The organism is Citrobacter sp. Cu096 (assembly GCF_030332285.1).
GTDB classification, from domain to species: Bacteria; Pseudomonadota; Gammaproteobacteria; order Enterobacterales; family Enterobacteriaceae; genus Citrobacter; species Citrobacter meridianamericanus.
In genome coordinates this window covers 308,966-330,367 of record NZ_JAOWID010000022.1, presented here as the reverse complement: position 1 = coordinate 330,367, position 21,402 = coordinate 308,966, and the positions used below count along the sequence as shown (strand labels likewise).

General features: G+C 50.9%; 20 protein-coding genes. 15 read left to right on the top strand and 5 right to left on the bottom strand.

Features of this window, described 5'->3' with window-relative positions:
* Nucleotides 1–378 precede the first annotated feature (378 nt).
* The 4 genes from tauA to tauD are packed head-to-tail and all read left to right on the top strand — an operon-like array spanning nucleotide 379 to nucleotide 3,798.
* Nucleotides 379–1,341, top strand: a complete 963-nt coding sequence (gene tauA, locus OGX99_RS08270; RefSeq protein ID WP_210904701.1) for a taurine ABC transporter substrate-binding protein — start codon at nucleotides 379–381, stop codon at nucleotides 1,339–1,341.
* A 14-nt stretch (nucleotides 1,342–1,355) separates the two neighbouring features.
* Nucleotides 1,356–2,123, top strand: coding sequence for a taurine ABC transporter ATP-binding subunit (gene tauB / locus OGX99_RS08265; RefSeq protein ID WP_210904702.1), 768 nt, complete (start codon nucleotides 1,356–1,358; stop codon nucleotides 2,121–2,123).
* A complete protein-coding gene (tauC, locus tag OGX99_RS08260) occupies nucleotides 2,120–2,950 on the top strand; it encodes a taurine ABC transporter permease TauC (protein ID WP_278238060.1) in 831 nt (276 codons plus the stop codon). Before tauB ends, tauC begins: the two co-directional genes overlap by 4 nt.
* Nucleotides 2,947–3,798 (top strand): taurine dioxygenase, encoded by an 852-nt coding sequence (tauD, locus tag OGX99_RS08255; RefSeq protein ID WP_187259349.1) that lies wholly within the window; start codon nucleotides 2,947–2,949, stop codon nucleotides 3,796–3,798. The genes tauC and tauD overlap by 4 nt, the downstream gene beginning before the upstream one ends.
* 58 nt (nucleotides 3,799–3,856) lie before the next feature.
* Here the strand turns inward: tauD and hemB are convergent, their stop codons facing one another.
* Nucleotides 3,857–4,831, bottom strand: a complete 975-nt coding sequence (hemB, locus tag OGX99_RS08250) for a porphobilinogen synthase (RefSeq protein ID WP_042310217.1) — start codon at nucleotides 4,829–4,831, stop codon at nucleotides 3,857–3,859.
* Nucleotides 4,832–5,308: 477 nt separating this feature from the next.
* Here hemB and ehaB point away from each other — a divergent pair, with 477 nt between their 5' ends.
* Entirely contained in the window at nucleotides 5,309–8,230 is a 2,922-nt protein-coding gene (gene ehaB, locus OGX99_RS08245) for an autotransporter adhesin EhaB (protein ID WP_286543161.1), read from the top strand.
* An 89-nt stretch (nucleotides 8,231–8,319) separates the two neighbouring features.
* On the top strand, nucleotides 8,320–8,943 hold the full coding sequence (gene iprA, locus OGX99_RS08240) for a hydrogen peroxide resistance inhibitor IprA (RefSeq protein ID WP_151218582.1): 624 nt from the start codon (nucleotides 8,320–8,322) through the stop codon (nucleotides 8,941–8,943).
* Nucleotide 8,944: 1 nt separating this feature from the next.
* Here iprA and ampH read toward each other — a convergent pair whose 3' ends face one another.
* Nucleotides 8,945–10,102, bottom strand: coding sequence for a D-alanyl-D-alanine-carboxypeptidase/endopeptidase AmpH (gene ampH, locus OGX99_RS08235; protein WP_151218583.1), 1,158 nt, complete (start codon nucleotides 10,100–10,102; stop codon nucleotides 8,945–8,947).
* A gap of 383 nt (nucleotides 10,103–10,485) precedes the next feature.
* On the opposite strand from ampH, the gene sbmA reads away from it, so the two are divergent.
* Together sbmA and OGX99_RS08225 are read left to right on the top strand one after the other, a co-directional pair.
* Nucleotides 10,486–11,706 carry a peptide antibiotic transporter SbmA gene (gene sbmA, locus OGX99_RS08230; RefSeq protein WP_187252938.1) on the top strand — a complete coding sequence of 407 codons (1,221 nt, stop codon included), beginning with the start codon at nucleotides 10,486–10,488 and terminating at the stop codon, nucleotides 11,704–11,706.
* Between the two features lie 15 nt (nucleotides 11,707–11,721).
* The gene (locus tag OGX99_RS08225; RefSeq protein WP_286543159.1) at nucleotides 11,722–12,825 is read left to right on the top strand and encodes a DUF1615 domain-containing protein; all 1,104 of its coding nucleotides are present in this window, start codon (nucleotides 11,722–11,724) and stop codon (nucleotides 12,823–12,825) included.
* Here OGX99_RS08225 and OGX99_RS08220 read toward each other — a convergent pair.
* Entirely contained in the window at nucleotides 12,810–13,133 is a 324-nt protein-coding gene (locus OGX99_RS08220; protein ID WP_286543157.1) for a DUF2755 family protein, read from the bottom strand. The two genes, OGX99_RS08225 and OGX99_RS08220, sit on opposite strands and share 16 nt — an antisense overlap.
* A gap of 263 nt (nucleotides 13,134–13,396) precedes the next feature.
* Between OGX99_RS08220 and OGX99_RS08215 the strand changes: the two genes are divergently transcribed.
* Nucleotides 13,397–13,618, top strand: a complete 222-nt coding sequence (locus OGX99_RS08215) for a DUF2754 domain-containing protein (RefSeq protein WP_151218586.1) — start codon at nucleotides 13,397–13,399, stop codon at nucleotides 13,616–13,618.
* A 21-nt stretch (nucleotides 13,619–13,639) separates the two neighbouring features.
* Here OGX99_RS08215 and ddlA read toward each other — a convergent pair whose 3' ends face one another.
* Nucleotides 13,640–14,734: a D-alanine--D-alanine ligase gene (gene ddlA / locus OGX99_RS08210; protein ID WP_151224842.1), complete on the bottom strand. Its 1,095-nt coding sequence runs from the start codon at nucleotides 14,732–14,734 to the stop codon at nucleotides 13,640–13,642.
* 301 nt (nucleotides 14,735–15,035) lie between these two features.
* Between ddlA and OGX99_RS08205 the strand changes: the two genes are divergently transcribed.
* From OGX99_RS08205 to adrA, 5 genes are all read left to right on the top strand, one after another.
* Nucleotides 15,036–16,232, top strand: a complete 1,197-nt coding sequence (locus OGX99_RS08205; protein WP_151218588.1) for a multidrug efflux MFS transporter — start codon at nucleotides 15,036–15,038, stop codon at nucleotides 16,230–16,232.
* Between the two features lie 246 nt (nucleotides 16,233–16,478).
* On the top strand, nucleotides 16,479–16,721 hold the full coding sequence (locus OGX99_RS08200) for a sigma-S stabilization anti-adapter protein IraP (RefSeq protein WP_252837925.1): 243 nt from the start codon (nucleotides 16,479–16,481) through the stop codon (nucleotides 16,719–16,721).
* A 104-nt stretch (nucleotides 16,722–16,825) separates the two neighbouring features.
* On the top strand, nucleotides 16,826–18,241 hold the full coding sequence (gene phoA / locus OGX99_RS08195) for an alkaline phosphatase (protein WP_252837926.1): 1,416 nt from the start codon (nucleotides 16,826–16,828) through the stop codon (nucleotides 18,239–18,241).
* A gap of 97 nt (nucleotides 18,242–18,338) precedes the next feature.
* The gene (psiF, locus tag OGX99_RS08190) at nucleotides 18,339–18,659 is read left to right on the top strand and encodes a phosphate starvation-inducible protein PsiF (RefSeq protein WP_003830956.1); all 321 of its coding nucleotides are present in this window, start codon (nucleotides 18,339–18,341) and stop codon (nucleotides 18,657–18,659) included.
* Nucleotides 18,660–18,750: 91 nt separating this feature from the next.
* On the top strand, nucleotides 18,751–19,866 hold the full coding sequence (adrA, locus tag OGX99_RS08185) for a diguanylate cyclase AdrA (protein WP_187259458.1): 1,116 nt from the start codon (nucleotides 18,751–18,753) through the stop codon (nucleotides 19,864–19,866).
* 17 nt (nucleotides 19,867–19,883) lie between these two features.
* Here the strand turns inward: adrA and proC are convergent, their stop codons facing one another.
* Nucleotides 19,884–20,693 carry a pyrroline-5-carboxylate reductase gene (gene proC / locus OGX99_RS08180; RefSeq protein ID WP_151218591.1) on the bottom strand — a complete coding sequence of 270 codons (810 nt, stop codon included), beginning with the start codon at nucleotides 20,691–20,693 and terminating at the stop codon, nucleotides 19,884–19,886.
* A 187-nt stretch (nucleotides 20,694–20,880) separates the two neighbouring features.
* On the opposite strand from proC, the gene OGX99_RS08175 reads away from it, so the two are divergent.
* A complete protein-coding gene (locus OGX99_RS08175) occupies nucleotides 20,881–21,336 on the top strand; it encodes a YaiI/YqxD family protein (RefSeq protein ID WP_151218592.1) in 456 nt (151 codons plus the stop codon).
* Nucleotides 21,337–21,402 lie beyond the last annotated feature (66 nt).

Genomic DNA, 21,402 nt, shown 5'->3' with positions numbered 1-21,402 from the left:
CCAGCGCCGCGCTGGCAATCATCCAGGTGCAGTTATGTAACGAATGTAACAAAATCGCAATACAAGGCATCCTTCAAGCTGCCTCATTGTTGGCTGCGGATTACTCGGCCCATCCCTGGGCCTCGCCCCTTATGGGGCCGCTGCAAACAGCGTTCAAATCTGCTCCCGGCAGATTTGTCAGAAACCCCAGTCACATAGTTATCTATGCTCCTGGGGGGCTTCCGTTACCGCCTCAACGTATCTTGAATGATTTTGTGTATAAGCATTGCCGCTTTTTTTCTAAAAACGCTTTGTTCTTAGCCAGAATTTTTAATTCCTTTATCAAATTGTGCCGCAACGAAATACTGCCCCCATAACAAGACAGGGGAACAGAAAATCATGGCTATTTCATCGCGTAACGCATTTCTCGGCGTACTGGCATTCATCGCATTTCAGGCACAGGCGGTGAACGTCACCGTCGCTTATCAGACCTCCGCCGAACCCGCCAAAGTGGCGCAGGCGGATAACACTTTTGCGAAGGAGAGCGGCGCGACTGTTGACTGGCGCAAATTTGACAGCGGCGCGAGCATCGTCCGGGCGCTGGCCTCCGGCGACGTGCAGATCGGTAATCTTGGCTCCAGTCCGCTGGCGGTAGCAGCCAGTCAGCAGGTGCCGATTGAGGTTTTCCTGCTGGCATCAAAACTTGGCAATTCTGAAGCGCTGGTGGTGAAGAAAAATATCAGTAAACCGCAAGACTTGATAGGTAAACGCATTGCCGTGCCGTTTATCTCTACTACTCATTACAGCCTGTTGGCAGCGTTAAAACACTGGGGCATCAAGCCCGGTCAGGTTGAGATTGTGAACCTGCAGCCACCGGCAATTATTGCCGCCTGGCAGCGTGGGGACATTGATGGCGCGTACGTCTGGGCGCCTGCGGTCAATGCGTTGGAAAAAGATGGCAGGGTGTTAACCGACTCATCGCAGGTTGGCGAGTGGGGCGCGCCGACGCTGGACGTATGGGTGGTGCGCAAAGATTTTGCCGAGAAATACCCAGAGGTAGTTAAAGCCTTTGCCAAAAGCGCTATCGACGCGCAGCAACCTTATATCGCCAATCCTGATGAGTGGCTAAAGCAGTCAGAAAATATCAGTAAATTGTCGCGTTTAAGCGGTGTGCCGGAGGCGGATGTACCGGGGCTGGTGAAAGGTAACGCTTACCTGACGCCGCAACAGCAGACTGCCGAACTAAATGGAGCGGTGAATAAAGCGATTATCGACACCGCGCAGTTCCTTAAAGAGCAGGGCAAAGTCCCCGCCGTGGCGACAGATTACAGCCAGTACGTGACCGATCGCTTCGTGCAATAAATAAGGAGGCACTGATGCTGAAAATCTCACATCTTGCCGCCAGCTACGGTGGAAAACCGGCGCTGGAGGATATCAACCTGACGCTTGATAGCGGCGAACTTCTGGTAGTACTCGGACCTTCCGGCTGCGGGAAAACCACGTTGTTAAATCTGATTGCCGGGTTTGCGCCGTATCAGCACGGTAGCATTACGTTGGCGGGCAAGAAAGTTGACGGTCCCGGCGCAGATCGCGGAGTCGTGTTCCAGAACGAAGGCCTGCTGCCCTGGCGCAACGTGCAGGACAACGTGGCTTTTGGTCTGCAGCTAGCGGGGGTGGATAAACCACAGCGTCAGCGTATTGCCCTGGAGATGTTGCAGAAAGTCGGGCTGGAGGACGCGGGCAAACGTTTTATCTGGCAGCTTTCCGGTGGACAGCGGCAGCGCGTCGGTATTGCCCGGGCGCTGGCAGCCAACCCGCAGCTGTTGCTGCTGGATGAACCCTTTGGCGCGCTCGACGCTTTTACTCGCGAGCAGATGCAAACTCTGCTGCTGAAGCTGTGGCATGAGACGGGCAAACAGGTGCTGTTGATTACCCACGATATTGAAGAAGCCGTGTTTATGGCAACGGAGCTGGTATTGCTATCGCCAGGCCCTGGCCGGGTACTGGAGCGTCTGCCGCTGAATTTCGCCCGTCGCTTTGTGGCTGGAGAGTCGAGTCGCAGCATTAAGTCCGATCCGCAGTTTATCGCCATGCGCGAGTACGTGTTAGGTCGAGTCTTTGAACAACGGGAGGCATTTTCATGAGCGTGGTCATTAATGATAAACCCCGTCGCCAGCGCGCGCTCAACTGGCGCTGGCCGTTCTCGCGGCAGATTACCTTAAGCCTTGGTACGTTGGCCGTCATTTTGGTGTTGTGGTGGACTGTGGCGGCGCTGCAGTTAATCAGCCCGCTGTTTTTGCCGCCACCAGGGCAGGTTTTGCAAAAGCTGATCGTTATTGCCGGTCCGCAGGGATTTATGGATGCCACGCTGTGGCAGCATCTGGCGGCGAGTCTGACACGTATTGTTATCTCGCTGCTGGCGGCGGTGCTGCTGGGCGTTCCGGTTGGAATCGCTATGGGACTGAGTCCGACGATGCGCGGCATTCTCGATCCGATCATTGAGCTGTATCGTCCGGTTCCGCCCCTGGCCTATCTACCGCTGATGGTCATTTGGTTTGGCATCGGTGAAACCTCGAAGATCCTGCTGATCTATCTGGCGATTTTCGCCCCTGTAGCAATGTCTGCGCTGGCGGGGGTCAAAAGCGCGCAGCAGGTGAGAGTACGTGCTGCTCAATCGCTGGGAGCCAGCCGTGCGCAGGTGCTGTGGTTTGTTATTTTGCCGGGGGCATTGCCGGACATACTCACCGGGTTACGGATCGGGCTTGGCGTGGGCTGGTCGACGCTGGTGGCCGCAGAGCTGATTGCCGCCACGCGAGGTTTAGGATTTATGGTGCAGTCAGCCGGTGAGTTTCTGGCAACGGATGTGGTGCTGGCGGGGATCGCGGTGATTGCCGTTATCGCGTTTATTTTAGAACTGGGTCTGCGTGCGCTTCAGCGCCGTCTGACGCCCTGGCATGGAGAAGTACAATGAGTGAACGTCTGATCATTACCCCGCTGGGGCCGTATATTGGCGCACAAATTACCGGTGCGGATTTGGCGCGCCCGCTGAGTGATAACCAGTTCGAGCAGCTTTATCACGCAGTACTGCGTCACCAGGTGGTGTTTCTGCGTGAGCAGGTGATTACGCCGCAACAGCAGCGTACGCTGGCGCTGCGTTTCGGCGATCTGCATATTCATCCGGTCTATCCGCATGCCGAAGGGGTAGAAGAGATTATCGTGCTGGATACACATAATGATAATCCCCCGGATAACGACAACTGGCACACCGATGTAACCTTTATTGACACGCCGCCTGCCGGGGCGATTTTAGCGGCGAAAGAGCTGCCATCAACCGGAGGCGATACCCTGTGGACCAGCGGAATTGCTGCTTTTGAGGCGCTTTCAGAGCCTTTGCGTCAGTTGCTGAGCGGTCTGCGGGCAGAGCATGATTTCCGTAAATCATTCCCGGAATATAAATACCGCAAAACGGAGGAGGAGCATCAGCGCTGGCTGGAGGCGGTAGTGAAGCATCCGCCTCTGTTGCATCCGGTGGTGCGCACACATCCGGTAAGCGGAAAACAGGCGCTGTTTGTGAATGAGGGATTTACGACGCGAATTGTCGATGTGACGGAAAAAGAGAGCGAAACGTTACTGGGATTTCTGTTCGCGCATATCACTAAACCGGAGTTCCAGGTGCGCTGGCGCTGGCAGCCTAACGATGTCGCGATTTGGGATAATCGCGTGACACAGCATTATGCGAATGCGGATTATCTACCGCAGCGGCGCATTATGCATCGGGCAACGATTCTGGGAGATAAGCCTTACTTCCGTGCAGGCTAACAGTCCGGTGGTGCTTTTTCATCGGGCCTGAAAAAGCAGGCCCGATAAGGCGACGTTATTAACGCAGGATTTTTTTCTCAGCCAGATCCAGTGCGAAGTAGCTGAAGATCAGATCCGCGCCAGCGCGTTTGATCGACCCTAAGCTTTCCAGCACCACTTTCTCTTCATCAATAGCGCCCGCCATTGCTGCGAATTTAATCATCGCATACTCGCCGCTGACCTGATAAGCGCCAATCGGCAACTCGGTGCGCTCGCGAATATCGCGCAGAATATCGAGGTATGCGCCAGCCGGTTTTACCATCAGGCAGTCTGCGCCCTGGGCTTCATCCAGCAGTGATTCACGGATCGCCTCGCGGCGGTTCATCGGGTTCATCTGATAGGTTTTACGATCGCCCTTCAGCGCGGTGCCTGCAGCTTCACGGAACGGGCCGTAGAAAGAAGAGGCAAACTTAGTGGAGTAGGACATGATCGCGGTATCGGTGAAGCCCGCAGCATCCAGCGCCTGGCGAATCGCCTGCACCTGACCGTCCATAGCGGCAGAAGGCGCAATGAAGTCCGCACCCGCTGCTGCGGCAACGACCGCTTGTTTGCCGAGGTTAGCAAGGGTTAAATCGTTATCAACGCCGTGATCGCATAACACACCACAGTGGCCATGCGAGGTGTATTCACAGAAACAGGTGTCGGACATGACAATCATTTCCGGCACGGTCTGTTTACAGATACGCGACATGCGCGCCACCAGACCGTCTTCTTTCCAGGCATCGCTGCCGGTGTCATCCGTATGGTGGGAAATGCCGAAAGTCATGACCGAACGGATGCCCGCATTGGCAATGCGTTCAATTTCGCGCGCCAGATGCTTCTCTGGAATACGCATCACGCCAGGCATGGCGTCAATAGCTTTGTAATCGTCGAGTTCTTCTTCAACAAAGATCGGCAACACCAGGTCATTTAAGCTGAGTGTTGTCTCTTCAAACATAGCGCGCAGCGCAGGAGATTTGCGCAGGCGGCGAGGGCGTTGGATTAGGTCTGTCATGGTATGCCTGATGTTTGTGGAATCGAAGATCGCAGTATACCCGAACCTGAAGGCGAGGGGGTTACGAAAGTTGGCGTTATATCTGGATTTCCCTTGATGGAAGGTTGAGTCATTAGAGCCATTTATTCATATTCATTATGTTGTTTATTATTTTAAATATCTATATGTTTGCTTTTATATCCCGATGCATAAGATGCGTCTATTTATTAGTTATTTGTTTGTATGCATCGTAATTCATTGGTAAATAATATGTTTTGAACGACTGGTTGTCCGTAATTAATTGAAGGTAATGATTTTTTTGTTTCTTAAATAAAGAAGTTGGCATTCGTGGTGTTGTCCGTTTTCGGACAACGGGCAAAGAATAATTGAACCTTTCCTCCATGACGCCGCATAATCGTTCCTGCGAAACATAAAATGTTTTCTATGCATTGATAATTGATGGATCAACTATATTACGTCCCTGAGGAGGGATGACAAATGCACACTTGGAAAAAGAAACTTGTAGTCTCACAATTAGCATTAGCCTGCACTTTGGCAATCACTTCTCAGGCGAATGCTTCCACTGATATCTCTGGCACTACTTATACTACTTTCACGCATTATAACGACGCATCTTATATTGATGGCGTTTACTATGATGGATATGTCGGTTGGAATAATTACGACACTGATAGTATTTATAACGGTGATATTTATCCGGTAATCAATAACGCTACTGTCAACGGCGTTATTTCGACTTATTACCTGGATGATGGAGTTTATGCTGACAGCAATAACAATAGCCTGACGATTAAAAATAGTACTATTCACGGTATGGTGACATCCGAGTGTATGACCACGGATTGTACTAACCGTACGGGCACCGACTATTACTACGATCGTCTGGCGATGAACGTCATTAATTCAACTATCGATGACAACTACGAACATTATACCTACAACGGTACGTATAATGACGCCGCTGATACGCATGTTGTCGATGTTTATAATCTGGGCACGGCTATTACTCTGGATCAGGAAGTTGATCTGTCTATCTCCAATAACTCTCACGTTGCGGGTATTACGCTGACTCAGGGTTACGAGTGGGAAGATATTGACGATAATACCGTTAGTACTGGTGTAAACAGCAGCGAAGTATTTAATAATACTATTGCTGTCAGTGATTCTACTGTGACCTCAGGTTCATGGTCTGATGAAGGCACTTCTGGCTGGTTTGGTAACACCAGCAATGCAAGCGATTATAGCGGTTCTTATACTGCTGATGATGTTGCATTGGCTGTTATTGCGCATCCAGATGCCGACAACGCGATGCAGACTACTGCCACCTTTAACAATTCCACGCTGATGGGCGACGTGGTGTTCTCCAGCAACTTCGATGAGAACTTCTTCCCGAACGGCGCTGATACTTACCGTGATACTGATGCCGATCTGGATACCAATGGTTGGGACGGTACTGACCGTCTGGATCTGACCCTGAACAACGGCAGCAAGTGGGTTGGCGCAGCGATGTCCGTACATCAGGTTGATGTTGATGGCGATGGTGTTTACGACAGCTATACTGCGGGTACAGAAGCTACCGCTACGCTGATTGATATTGCAGCCAATAGCCTGTGGCCTGATTCAACCTACGGTATTGACAGCGATACGAGTTCTTATAATGAAAATGGTCATGTGGTTGGCAACGCCGTCTACCAGAGCGGTCTGTTCAACGTCACGCTGAACGGCGCTTCACAGTGGGATACCACCAAAACTTCTCTGATTGATACCCTGAGCATCAACAGTGGTTCCGTCGTGAATGTAGGCGATTCTGATCTGATTTCTGACTCTATCGCGCTGACCGGTGCTTCTGCCCTGAACATCAACGAGGATGGTCATGTTGCGACCGATACCCTGTCTATTGACAACAGTACCGTCACAATTGCGGATGATGTTGCTGCTGGCTGGGGCGTAGGTGATGCTGCGCTGTATGCCAACACCATCAACGTTACCAACAATGGTGTTCTGGATGTGGGTAACAGCACAGGTGATGCACTGCAGGTTGATACGCTGAATCTGACCAGCTACACCGACGCTTACAACCATGTTAATGCGGGTGTTTTCGACATCAACAGTACCAACTATGTGTTGAATGCCGACCTGACCAACGACCGTACTAACGACAAAACTCAGGCTAACTATGGTTACGGCGTGATCGCAATGAACTCTGATGGTCACTTGACTATCAATGGTAACGGCGATTCCGACACCTCCTACGATCAGTCTGAAGTTGATAACTATGGTGACCACGTTGCAGCTGCAACTGGTAACTATAAAGTACGTATCGATAACGCGACCGGTACTGGTTCTATTGCTGATTACAAAGGCAAAGAACTGGTTTATGTTAACGACACCAACAGCACTGCGACCTTCTCTGCAGCTAACAAAGCGGATCTGGGTGCTTACACCTATCAGGCGCAGCAGCAGGGTAACACCGTTGTTCTGCAGCAGATGGAGCTGACCGACTACGCGAACATGGCGCTGAGCATTCCGTCTGCTAACACCAATATCTGGAACCTGGAACAAGACACCGTTGGAACTCGTCTGACTAACGCTCGTCATGGTCTGGCAGATAACGGTGGTGCATGGGTAAGCTACTTCGGCGGCAGCTTCGACGCGGATAACGGCAGTATTAGCTACGATCAGGATGTCAGCGGCATCATGGTCGGTGTTGATTCCAAAATCGATGGCAACAACGCTAAGTGGATTGTCGGTGCTGCGGCAGGCTTTGCGAAAGGTGATATGAGCGACCGTACTGGTCAGGTGGATCAAGACAGCCAGACGGCCTACATCTACTCTTCTGCTCGCTTTGACAACAACATCTTTGTTGACGGTAACTTAAGCTACTCCCACTTCAACAACGATCTGTCTGCTAACATGAGCAACGGTCAGTATGTTGATGGCAGCACCTCTGCTGATGCCTGGGGCTTTGGCCTGAAACTGGGTTACGACCTGAAACTGGGTGATGCCGGTTACGTGACGCCTTACGGTAGTGTATCCGGTCTGTTCCAGTCTGGTGATGACTATAAGCTGAGCAACGACATGAAAGTTGACGGTCAGTCTTATGACAGCATGCGTTATGAACTGGGTGTAGATGCAGGTTATACCTTCGCCTACAGCGAAGATCAGGCGCTGACCCCGTACTTCAAACTGGCCTATGTTTACGATGACTCTAACAACGATTCTAACGTAAACGGAGACTCTATCGACAATGGCGTAGAAGGTTCTGCGGTACGTGTTGGACTGGGTACTCAGTTCAGCTTCACCAAGAACTTCAGTGCTTACACCGATGCTAACTACCTCGGTGGCGGTGATGTTGATCAAGACTGGGCTGCAAACGTTGGTGTTAAATATACCTGGTAAGAATTTTCTCGCTGAGAAGTATAAGGTAATTTAATTCAGAATAATGCCCGTCACGGATTTGACGGGCATTTGTTGCAAGGAATGCACAAATGTTCTCGACGAATAAACCTCTTTTGGAATTTGGTAAGCTTGATAAATGTTTGTCAAAATACGGACAACATTTCAAATATGATAACGAAAAGCAAATTATATATTCCAGTGATATAAATAGTGACGATACCTTTATTATATTAAGCGGCGTAATTTCCCTGCGACGAGGAGAAAATGTGCTGGTTGGCATCGCGCAGGCTCCGTTTATTATGGGGCTTTCGGATGGCGTGATGAAAACAGATGTACCTTACAGATTAATAACCGAAAGTAATTGTACGGGATATCATCTTCCGGCTTCACAAACGATTAATATAATTGAACAATGCCAGGTTTGGCGCGAAGCCTTCTGCTGGTTAGCGTGGCAAAACTGCATGCTTGAAATGCGCGACTTACAGTTAATTGGCAATAACTCCTACGATCAGATCCGCGCGACGCTGATATCCATGACGAAATGGGACGACGAACTGCGTTCGCGTGTCGGTGTCATGAACTATATTCACCAACGCACGCGAATTTCACGCTCAGTTGTTGCTGAAGTTCTCGCAGCTTTGCGTAAAGGTGGTTACATTGAAATGAATAAAGGCAAACTGGTGAACATTAACCGTTTGCCTTTTGAGTATTAAGTCAGGATGCGGGAATAACCTGCGGTTTGTTTCCGCTCAACTCTGCAACCAGATCGTTGATACCGTCGCTCATATTGGTAAAGCGGGTCAGCGGAGAACGTGTTACCACGACAAACGCCCCAACGTTTTGCTGCGGGATCATCGCCATATAGGTGATGAATCCGCCGCCGCCGCCGGTTTTTTGAATAATTCCCGGTCGGCCATTTTTCGGTGCCATATAGACCCAGCCCAAACCAAGTGCATCGGCCTTGCCCGGAACATCCATCCCTATCACTTTGGTCAACTGTGTACGCTGATAAATCAGCGTCTGCATCCGATCGGCCTGTTGGCTACGATGATAAAAATCAGATGAGAGATACTGCTGCATCCAGCGCATCATATCGCCGGGTGTTGAATAGACGCCGCCGCTGCCCATCGCCGCCAGCGTGTTGTTGCAAGGGCTGGCTCCTTTTTCCGCGACCATCAGGCGTCGACATTGATCGGGGGACGGCGTAAAGGTGGTGTCTTTCATCCCCAGCGGACGGGTGATTTTTTCTTCAAACAGCTGCGGATAAGGCTTACCTGAGGCGGTTCCCAGCGCATCGGCCAGTAGATCAAACGCCAGGTTGGAATAAGAAGCCTGCGAGCCCGGTGCGGCTTTTAGCGTGGCGGTTGAGAGATAGCTCCAGCGCTGTTCGCGGGTTGGCCAGACAAACACGGGGCGCTTTGCTGCGCCGCCTGGCTGTTCGCGCGGCAGCGCACTGGTATGCGTCGCCAAATTCACCAGTCTAATCGGTGTGCCCTGATAAGTCGGCACGCGTGCGCCAGGTGGTGCATATTTACTCAACGGATCGTTGAGTTTAACTGTGCCCTGATCGAGTAATTTTACCAGCATTTCGCTGGTCATTAATTTGGTGATGGAGGCAATACGAATTACGGAATCCAGTTGCGGATGGACGTTGTTACCGGGACGCGTTTCGCCAAAGCTGCGAAATACGCGCTGATTGCCATCAATCACCACGAGTGCCATCCCTGTAGCACCACTGCCGTAAAATATATGGTCGGCATAACGATCGACGATATCAGAGGCGAAGACCGGATCGGTTATAGGCTGTGCCGCCTGGACAGATGTCAATGACGCCGCACACAGCGCGGCAGAAAAAAGCAGACTACGTTTCAACGGTGGTGTCCATGAGTTAGAGAAAGTGAAAAAGGATGTCGTACGTATGCGTATTTATACTACTCATCAGCGTATTGCAAAGCGCTTATCAGCCAATGATAGTGTGAAAAACGTAACGATGAGTAAACGCGAGCGTTTTCGGGATTATGCATATTCGCTTTTGTGATCTCACGCTGTGATAATCAGCACAGATTGGAACGTTGTCGAGTGTGAAAACCACAGAAACAATTCTTCATAACTGGGGGGCGAACTAAGTGCCCCGGTTTTGGTCACAATGTGGGTTTCAGCTTGTGTTTTTGGGCGTAAGCCATCTGGCCACGTACTTTCAGAGTGGCAAATGCACAGCAGTCGTCATAACGATAAGAAGTTAGCAGGAGAGCACTATGTTTAAGTCTTTTTTCCCAAAGCCGGGAGCGTTCTTTATTTCGGCATTTATTTGGGCACTGGTCGCTGTTGTATTCTGGCAAGCAGGTGGGGGAGCCTGGGTTGCACGCTTTACCGGCGCGTCGGGAGATGTACCGATTAGCGCGGCCCGATTCTGGTCGTTGGATTACCTGATTTTTTATGCGTATTACATTCTTTGCGTTGGGGTGTTCGCGCTGTTTTGGTTTATCTACAGCCCGCACCGCTGGCAGTACTGGTCGATACTCGGCACATCGCTGATTATTTTCGTGACCTGGTTTCTGGTTGAAGTTGGCGTCGCCGTCAACGCCTGGTATGCGCCATTCTATGATCTGATTCAAACCGCACTCAGCGCGCCGCACAAGGTGAAGATTGAGCAATTCTATCATGAAGTGGGCATCTTTCTCGGCATTGCACTGATTGCCGTAATTATTGGCGTGATGAACAACTTTTTTGTCAGTCACTATGTCTTCCGCTGGCGGACCGCAATGAATGAACACTATATGGCGCACTGGCAGCATCTGCGTCATATCGAAGGCGCTGCGCAGCGTGTGCAGGAAGACACTATGCGTTTTGCCTCCACGCTGGAAAATATGGGAGTCAGCTTTATCAACGCGATTATGACGCTGATCGCCTTTTTGCCCGTGCTGGTCACACTTTCTGCCCATGTTCCTGACCTGCCAATTATTGGGCATGTGCCTTATGGCCTGGTGATTGCCGCGATTGTCTGGTCCCTGATGGGAACTGGCTTACTGGCGGTAGTCGGGATTAAACTTCCAGGGCTGGAGTTTAAAAACCAGCGCGTGGAGGCGGCCTACCGTAAAGAACTGGTATACGGTGAAGATGACGCCAATCGTGCGACACCGCCAACGGTGCGTGAACTGTTTCACGCGGTACGCCAGAACTACTTCCGCCTCTATTTTCACTATATGTACTTCAATATCGCCCGTATTCTGTACCTGCAGGTTGATAACGTTTTCGGTTTGTTCCTGCTGTTTCCGTCGATTGTTGCCGGTACGATTACGCTTGGTTTGATGACGCAAATTACAAACGTGTTTGGTCAGGTGCGCGGCTCGTTCCAGTATTTGATTAACTCCTGGACAACGTTAGTTGAACTGATGTCTATATATAAGCGTCTGCGCAGCTTTGAACGTGAGCTTGATGATCAGGATATTCAGGAAGTTACCCATACCCTTGGTTAATAATGAGGAGATGTTATGTCGACGGTTTCCCGTCTTTACCCCTTGTCCGGTTTGGCCGCTCTGGTGCTGGTGGGATGTAGTAGCCAACCCGCGCAGCCGTTAAAAAAGGGGGAGAAAGCCGTCGATGTAGCGAGCGTGGTGCGCCAGAAAATGCCCGCCAGCGTGAAAGACAGGGACGCGTGGGCACAGGACCTGGCAAAGACGTTTGAAAGCCAGAAGCTGGCGCCGACGGTTGAAAATATCTGTTCGGTGCTGGCGGTGGCTCAGCAGGAGTCTAACTATCAGGCGGACCCTGCTGTTCCAGGACTGAATAAAATCGCCTGGAAAGAAATCGACCGCCGCGCCGAGCGTATGCACATTCCGCTGTTTGTGGTGCATACCGCGCTGAAGATTAACTCGCCAACGGGGAAAAGCTACAGCGAGCGCCTGGATACGGTGAAAACCGAAAAACAGCTTAGCGCGATCTTTGATGATTTTATCAACATAGTACCGATGGGGCAGACGTTATTTGGTTCGCTTAATCCGGTGCATACCGGTGGGCCGATGCAGGTTAGCATCGCCTTTGCTGAGCAGCATGCCAGCGGCTACCCGTGGAAAATGGCGGGAACCGTGCGCCAGGAAGTGTTTAGCCGTCGCGGTGGGCTGTGGTTCGGTACGTATCATCTGCTTAACTACCCGGCGAATTACAGTGCGCCAATTTTCCGCTTCGCCGATTTCAATGCCGGGTGGTATGCCAGCCGCAATGCAGCTTTCCAGTATGCGGTCAGTAAAGCCAGCGGCGTGAAGCTGGCGATGGATGGGGATTTGATTCTCTACGGTAGCAGCGAACCGGGTAAAACCGAGCTGGCAGTGCGTAAACTGGCCGGGAAACTGGATATGAGCGAGAGTGAGATCAGCCGTCAATTGCAAAAAGGTGACAGCCTGGCGTTTGAAGAGACTGCGTTGTACGAGAAGGTCTATAAGCTGGCGGAAGCGAAGACCGGGAAAGCGCTCCCCCGTGAAATGCTGCCAGGCATTCAACTGGAAAGCCCGAAGATCACGCGAAATCTGACTACCGCGTGGTTTGCGAAACGCGTGGACGATCGTCGGGCGAGATGTATGGGTCAGTCGTCGTTATGATGATGACGGCGCCAGTGCACGAATGCCGCGATAGCACCCAGAATCAGGCTTCCGGTGATGAAAGGGACCAGCCCAAAAAGGGTACCGACACCCAAACCGATTTCAACTCGCGGTCGCCCTGTCTCTTGCATTTGTAACTGCATTAGTTGTTCATAGATGCCGGGAGCGTGGGCCAACAGATTTAAAATCTGCGCGCCCGCCCAAAAGCAAAACAGCACAAATACGGCATACGCAATGTTGCCGGGCAGGGAGGAGGTGTCCCGATGCTTGCCCTTAAAAAGGGATTTTGAGAGCGTAAAATCAGCCATAAAGACCTCCGGAAATAACCTGCTTTTTTGACGTAATGCCTGGAACTCACCGTGAGTCTGACAGGTGATCGGCAATGTCAATATCAGAATGATGGTAATTTCAGGTAGAGATTATTCCTGGATTTCGGTTTTTTGCTTTCCGTCACAATTGAGTAACCTTAAGTGAAATTAAGTTACATTTCAGAATTTCCGTACAGGCCACAGACGTCCATGAGGAAATGTGCGAGGATGCGCTTCCATGTTGTATTTCTACCGGAGCTGTTATGAACCTGCCTGTAAAAATCCGCCGAGACTGGCACTACTATGCCTTCGCAATCGGGCTTATCTTTATTCTGAACGGCGTGGTGGGCTTGCTCGGTTTTGAAGCGCAGGGGTGGCAAACCTATGCGGTGGGGCTGGTTACCTGGGTGATTAGCTTTTGGCTGGCCGGATTAATTATTCGTCGCCGGGTGGAAGATGAAGATGAAACAAAGGATGCCCAATAGAGATCGGGCATCCTGACGGGTTTACATACTGGTTTTCAGCGCGCTATCTGCCGCATGGCGTTCCAGCGCCAGCTCGATCAGGCGAGTGATCAAATCGGTATAGCCTAAACCGCTCGCCTGCCACAGTTTTGGATACATGCTGATGTTGGTAAAGCCCGGCAGTGTGTTGATCTCGTTGATCACAACCTCGTTCTCTGCGGTTAAGAAAACGTCCACGCGGGCCATGCCGGCACAGCCCAACGTCTGATAAGCCTGAATTGCAATGTTTCGGATCTTATCGTTAATTTCCGGTGCGATTGCTGCCGGAACAACCACTTTGGCACCGTTGTCGTCAATATATTTGGTGTCGTAAGCGTAAAAATCACTGTTCAGCACGATCTCGCCACAGGTACTGGCCTGCGGATGATCGTTACCCAGCACCGCGCATTCGATCTCGCGGCCTTTGATCCCTTGTTCGACGACGACTTTATGATCGAATTCAAATGCCAGTCCGACGGCCTGGTCGTATTGTGCTTCGCTGGTCACTTTACTGACGCCAACGGACGATCCCTGGTTGGCCGGTTTTACAAACAGCGGCAGACCCAGGCGAGACTCAACCTCGGCAAAGCTGATGCTGTTGCGATTGGCGCGAGTCAGCGTAATAAACGGGGCGATGTTTAATCCGGCATCGCGCAGCAGACGTTTGGTCACGTCTTTATCCATACAGGCCGCAGAACCTAATACATCAGATCCGACGAATGGTAGATTCGCCACGCGCAGCATCCCCTGCAAAGAGCCATCTTCACCCAGCGTGCCGTGTACAATTGGGAAAATAACATCGACCGTAGGCAGCGGCTTACCGTTTTGCGCATCGATCAACTGATGTTCTTGTTTACCCGGTACCTGAGCAAGGCTGGTCGCGGAGGGACGCAGCGCAATATGCGCCGGATCGTTTGAATTGAGCAGATAATTACTGGCATCGCTAACGTGCCATTGCCCTTGTTTATCAATACCTAACAGCACAACGTCAAAGCGAGTCTTGTCGATGGCATCGACAATATTTTTTGCCGATTGCAATGACACTTCATGTTCCGCTGATTTACCACCAAATACGATTCCTACCCGCAACTTTGCCATCTTAAAAACCCATTCCATGAATGCAAAGCACATACATTACCACGACAAAACGTAGGTTTCCTCGGCTTCTGGCAGATTGTTTTAGTGGATAACCGGGGAAGTGATAGGCGTAAACGCGCAGATCGACCGTGAAGCATAATTCCCTGTTTAAATTATGGGTTTGGTGTGAGGTGTATCACAAATATGATGAGCGGGGAGATAAAATCCTAAACTGTGATTTATCGCACCTGTGAACCCTTATTTGGCTAAGTAATTTGTTAAGCTGCTCTCAGTTTTCAGCTATTTATCGTTATGAGTCCTTATGGAATCCTGGAGAGTTAACCTTATTTCCGTGTGGTTCGGTTGCTTTTTTACCGGACTGGCGATTAGCCAAATCCTGCCTTTTTTACCGCTCTATATCTCCCAACTGGGAGTGACCTCGCATGAAGCGCTCTCAATGTGGTCCGGCTTAACGTTCAGCGTCACCTTCCTGATTTCAGCCATTGTCTCTCCGATGTGGGGCAGTTTAGCGGACCGTAAAGGACGTAAGCTGATGTTGCTGCGTGCTTCTCTGGGGATGGCGATTGCGATTTTACTGCAGGCCTTTGCCACCAACGTCTGGCAGCTTTTTCTTCTGCGTGGGGTGATGGGGTTAACTTCTGGCTATATTCCCAATGCGATGGCGCTGGTGGCCTCACAGGTACCGCGCGAACGCAGCGGATGGGCACTGAGTACACTTTCGACGGCGCAAATTAGCGGCGTCATTGGCGGGCCGCTGATGGGGGGCTTTATTGCCGATCATGTTGGTTTACGGGCAGTATTCTGTATTACCGCAGCCTTGCTGGTGGTGAGTTTCCTGGTCACGCTGTTCTTAATCAAAGAGGGCGTGCGCCCGACTATCAAAAAAAGCGAACGTCTGAGCGGTAAGGCCGTCTTTGCCTCACTGCCTTACCCGGCGCTGGTGATTAGCCTGTTTTTTACTACTATGGTTATCCAACTGTGTAACGGCTCAATTGGACCGATTCTGGCGCTGTTTATTAAATCGATGGTGCCAGACAGTTCGAATATTGCCTTTCTCAGCGGGTTGATTGCTTCGGTGCCGGGCGTCTCGGCCCTGATTTCAGCGCCCCGGCTAGGTAAGTTAGGCGACCGTATTGGGACCGAACGGATTTTAATGGCGACGTTAATCTTCGCGGTAGTGTTGTTTTTCGCCATGTCATGGGTCACCACGCCATTGCAGTTGGGAATCTTACGTTTTCTGCTCGGATTTGCCGACGGCGCAATGTTGCCCGCAGTGCAGACACTGCTGGTGAAATACTCCAGCGACCAGATAACCGGGCGAATTTTTGGTTATAACCAGTCATTTATGTACCTCGGTAACGTGGCCGGGCCATTAATGGGAGCAACGGTATCAGCAATGGCGGGCTTTCGCTGGGTGTTTATTGCCACGGCGAGCATTGTGCTTATCAATATCTGGCAACTGGCTATCGCGCTGCGACGTCGACGTAGCGTACGCTGAAGTTCGGATTAACAACGCTGCTCGTCAGCGTTGTTAATCCATAATTGTGCATTATATATCTATGTTATTATTAATTCCCATACCCTTTTATATGCAATGATTCTACGTTACTACGCCCCTCCTTATTTTGTGTTGTGATTGTTTTCGCAAAATGTTTTATTTTTTATAAAAATACAACTTTCATCCTCTAGGCAGTGGTGAGTCTTAATGATAACGTGGCTCATATTTGGTTAAGGGAATACGCAAATGAAAAATCTCATCACTGAGTTGTTACTTAAGCTCGCCCAAAAAGAAGAAGAGTCGCAAGAGCTGGCGACGCAGGTTGAAACGCTCGAGCAGGTAATCATCGAAATGCTGCGTAATATGACGTGGAACGATCGGCAAATTTTTATTCGCCAGATAGAGGGTGCTGTGGCTGGGGTAGGCCGTATGCCTGCATTTCTGACCAGCATTCATGACGCAGGCGAGAGTGTGCCAAAAGCGTTTTGAGTCATCTGTGGCGCGTCGTCCACGAATTATCATAAAAGTGTCACATCAAATACTTATAGTCGCTTTGTTTTAATTTTACTGTATTTATACATGGAGAAAATAAAGTGAAACAAAGCGCACTCGCTATTGCCCTGTTACCTTTGCTGTTTACCCCGGTTATTTATGCAGAATCATCTGCTATGCCGGTTCTGGATAATCGTGCCGCTCAGGGTGATATCACCACACAGGGCGGTGCCCGCCGATTGGCTGCCGATCAAACGGCGGCTCTGCGCGATTCTCTGAACGATAAACCTGCCAAAAATATTATTCTATTGATTGGTGATGGGATGGGTGACTCAGAAATAACGGCAGCACGAAATTATGCCGAAGGCGCAGGCGGCTTTTTTAAAGGTATTGATGCTTTACCGTTGACCGGACAATACACGCATTATGCGCTGGATAAAAAAACGGGCAAACCCGATTATGTGACGGATTCTGCGGCATCCGCCACGGCGTGGACCACCGGTGTGAAAACCTATAATGGTGCTCTGGGCGTGGATATCCACGAAAAAGATCACACCACAATTCTTGAAATGGCAAAAGCAGCGGGGCTGGCGACGGGCAACGTTTCTACCGCTGAATTGCAGGATGCGACTCCGGCAGCGCTGGTTGCTCATGTGACCTCGCGTAAGTGCTATGGCCCTGACGTGACCCGTGAAAAATGTCCAACTAATGCGCTGGAAAAAGGCGGCAAAGGGTCAATCACCGAACAATTACTCAATGCCAGGGCTGACGTTACGTTGGGTGGCGGGGCAAAAACGTTTGCGGAAACCGCAGCGGCAGGCGAATGGCAGGGTAAAACGTTGCGTGAACAAGCCCAGGCCCGCGGTTATCAACTGGTGAGTGATGCGGCCACGCTGGCGGCGATTACTGAAGCTAATCAGGATAAACCGCTGCTGGGTCTGTTCTCTGACGGCAATATGCCGGTACGCTGGGAAGGACCGAAGGCATCTTATCATGGCAATCTGGATAAACCGGTTGTGACCTGTGCGCCAAATCCAAAGCGTAATGACAGTGTGCCGACGCTGGCGCAGATGACGGATAAAGCGATTGAGCTGTTAAGCAAAAATGAGAAAGGTTTCTTCCTGCAAGTGGAAGGGGCGTCAATTGATAAACAGGACCACGCCGCCAACCCATGCGGACAGATTGGCGAAACGGTCGATCTGGACGAAGCGGTACAGCGCGCGCTTGCCTTTGCGAAGAAAGATGGCAACACCCTGGTAGTGGTAACCGCAGACCACGCGCATGCCAGCCAGATTGTCGCACCGGATACCAAAGCACCAGGCCTGACTCAGGCACTGAACACCAAAGATGGCGCGGTGATGGTTATTAGCTACGGTAACTCTGAAGAGGAATCTCAGGAGCACACTGGTAGCCAACTGCGAATTGCAGCCTACGGCCCGCATGCGGCGAATGTGGTTGGTTTGACCGACCAGACCGACCTGTTCTACACCATGAAAGCGGCGTTAGGACTGAAATAACCCGACGCCCGGCGGCAATACTTTTGCCGTCGGGTGGTATTTTTATCGTTAGCAGCCAAACTTACCTGTGTGTCGTCGTTCAGAAAAGGATGGTGCTATGAAAATTACATTATTAATGACGTTGCTTTTTGGTCTTATTTTTTTAACTACCGTCGGTGCTGCCGAGAAGACATTAACCCCGCAACAACAACGTATGACCACCTGCAATCAGCAGGCAACGGCGCAGACCTTAAAAGGGGATGCGCGTAAGACATATATGAGTGATTGCCTGAAAAACAGTAAATCTGCGCCTGAGGAAAAGAGCCTGACGCCGCAGCAGCAGAAAATGCGTGAATGCAACGTCAAGGCGACGGAGCAGTCCCTGAAAGGTGATGATCGTAATAAATTTATGAGCGCTTGCCTGAAAAAATCTGCGTAGCACTTACGGGTGAGCAGGTAAAATCGCTCACCCGAAATATCATACTTCCGCCGCCAGACCCCTTCCTATAATTTGGGAAATTTGTTTCAGAATATTCCCAAATACGATGAATGATGAAAACTTTTATCAAAAGAAGGTCGTCCCGAATGACGCGTTTTTATCGCTTCATCAGAATGACCACCAGCGCTCCGGTCTGCGATTCGCCCGACGGATCAGGCTGCCGCGAGCGGTGGGATTGGGGGGAATGTTTTTATCTATCGCGTCGGTACTCGTTACTCAGCCCATTACCGGTGGCTGGTGGCTGTTACTTGTGGGATGGGCGTTTGTCTGGCCGCATCTGGCCTGGCAGCTGGCAAGCAAAGCTGACGATCCTCTGCATAGTGAATTTACCAACTTAAAAGCTGATGCCATTCTTGCCGGTATGTGGATAGGAATTATGGGAGTGAATCTGTTGCCATCCACGGCGCTGCTGATGATTACCTGCATCAACCTGATGGGTGCAGGGGGGATGCGAATATTCATTGCAGGCGCTGTTTTGATGGTGGTTTCATGCCTGGTGACGTTACAGTTAACCGATATCTCCGTCGCGTTCAGCAGTACTCAACTTAGCGTGCTATTGACGCTGCCGGTGCTGGTGATCTATCCGCTGATTTTTGCCTGGGTAAGTTATCAAACGGTCATCAAACTGGCGGAGCATAAGCGCCGCTTACAGGTGATGAGTACGCGAGATGGCATGACCGGAGTGTATAACCGTCGTCATTGGGAGCTGTTACTGCGTAATGAATTTGATAATTGTCGCCGCTACCAGCGTGACGCCACGTTACTGATTATCGATATTGACCATTTCAAAAGCATTAATGATACCTGGGGTCATGACGTTGGGGACCAGGCGATTGTCGCGCTGACCCGCCAGTTGCAAATGACCTTACGCGGTAGCGATGTGATAGGGCGCTTTGGTGGTGATGAATTTGCAGTGATTATGTGTGGTACGCCGGCAACCAGCGCGATAGCAGCGATGTCTCGTGTGCACGAACGACTTAGCCACTTGCGTTTATCCTGCGCGCCACAGGTTGCCCTGCGTATTAGCGTGGGCGTTGCGCCGCTGACCTCAGAAACCGAGCATTATCGGGAATGGTTAAAGTCGGCGGATATGGCTCTTTACAAAGCAAAGAATTCCGGACGTAACCGCACTGAAGCGGCGGCCTGACGTCCGGAGGTGTTGACTCAGGAGCGGCTGAGTTTTTCAGACTGTTCCATGCACTTAATCATCGCTTCGATCACTGCTGAACGGAAACCGCGTTCTTCAAGGACGCGTACCGCTTCAATGGTGGTTCCACCAGGCGAGCACACCATATCTTTCAGCTCTCCGGGATGTTTACCCGTTTCCAGCACCATCTTCGCCGAACCCATTACCGCTTGTGCCGCGAATTTATAAGCCTGTGCGCGAGGCATGCCGCCTTGTACGGCGGCGTCCGCCATTGCTTCGATAAACATAAAGACATAGGCCGGTGCTGAACCGCTGACGCCAACAACCGGGTGAATCATTGCCTCCGCAATGACTTCTGCTTCGCCAAAGCAGCGGAAGATATTCAGCACGTCGGCCGTATCTTCCGGCGTGACTAAAGCGTTCGGTGTGACGGAGGTCATTCCCGCGTTCACCAGAGACGGCGTGTTTGGCATCGCGCGAATGATTTTACGGTCATGGCCCAGCGCGCGGGCGAGTTGATCGAGGGTGACGCCTGCGGCAATTGAGACGACCAGAGAGTCTTTGTTCAGGCTGGAGGTAATTTCGCTCAGCACCTTAATCATGATGCCTGGTTTTACGGCCCCAAATACGATATCGGCGATTTGTGCGACTTCTTGTGCAGACTGCGCCGCATTAATACCGTACTGGTCGTGCAACGCAGCGACTTTATCGGGGGAGGGAGTATAGACCCAGATTTGGCCGGGGAGAACCTGGCCGCTGGCGATCATGCCGCCAAGTATCGCTTTGCCCATATTACCGCAGCCGATAAAACCAATTTTCTTGTCCATTTGTCACTCCCTATGGATGATATTCATTGTTTTATACCCTAATTACTTCAAGTAACTTGAATTATTTAAGGTAAACCGGGGAAAGCTAAGTCTAGCGCGGAAAGAATATGTGCAGAAGGATAAACAGCACTTTGCCTGAAAGTAAAAGCACGCGACAATGTGCGATTGCACATCAGTGGGAGAGGTTATGACAATATGGGTGGATGCCGATGCGTGTCCGAATGTGATCAAAGACATTTTGTACCGCGCTTCAGAGCGCATGCAAATGCCGCTTATTTTGGTAGCGAACCAAAGCCTGCGCGTCCCTGCTTCGCGTCTTATCCGTACGCTACGCGTTCCCCCCGGATTTGACGTGGCGGATAACGAGATTGTGCGCCAGTGTAGCGCCGGTGATTTAGTGATCACGGCGGATATCCCGTTGGCGGCAGAAGTGATTGAAAAAGGTGCGGCGGCGCTTAATCCACGCGGCGAACGTTATACCGTAGCCACGATCCGTGAGCGTCTGATGATGCGTGATTTTATGGATACGCTACGCGCCAGCGGTATTCAGACCGGGGGACCAGACAGCCTTTCCCCTCGTGACAGGCAGCATTTTGCGGCTGAACTTGATAAGTGGTGGCTGGAAGTACAGCGGAGAAAATAAAATGTGTAATTTATTATTTACACTACATTCGTTGTGAATTCTTGTTATAGTGGGTTTTAATAGGTA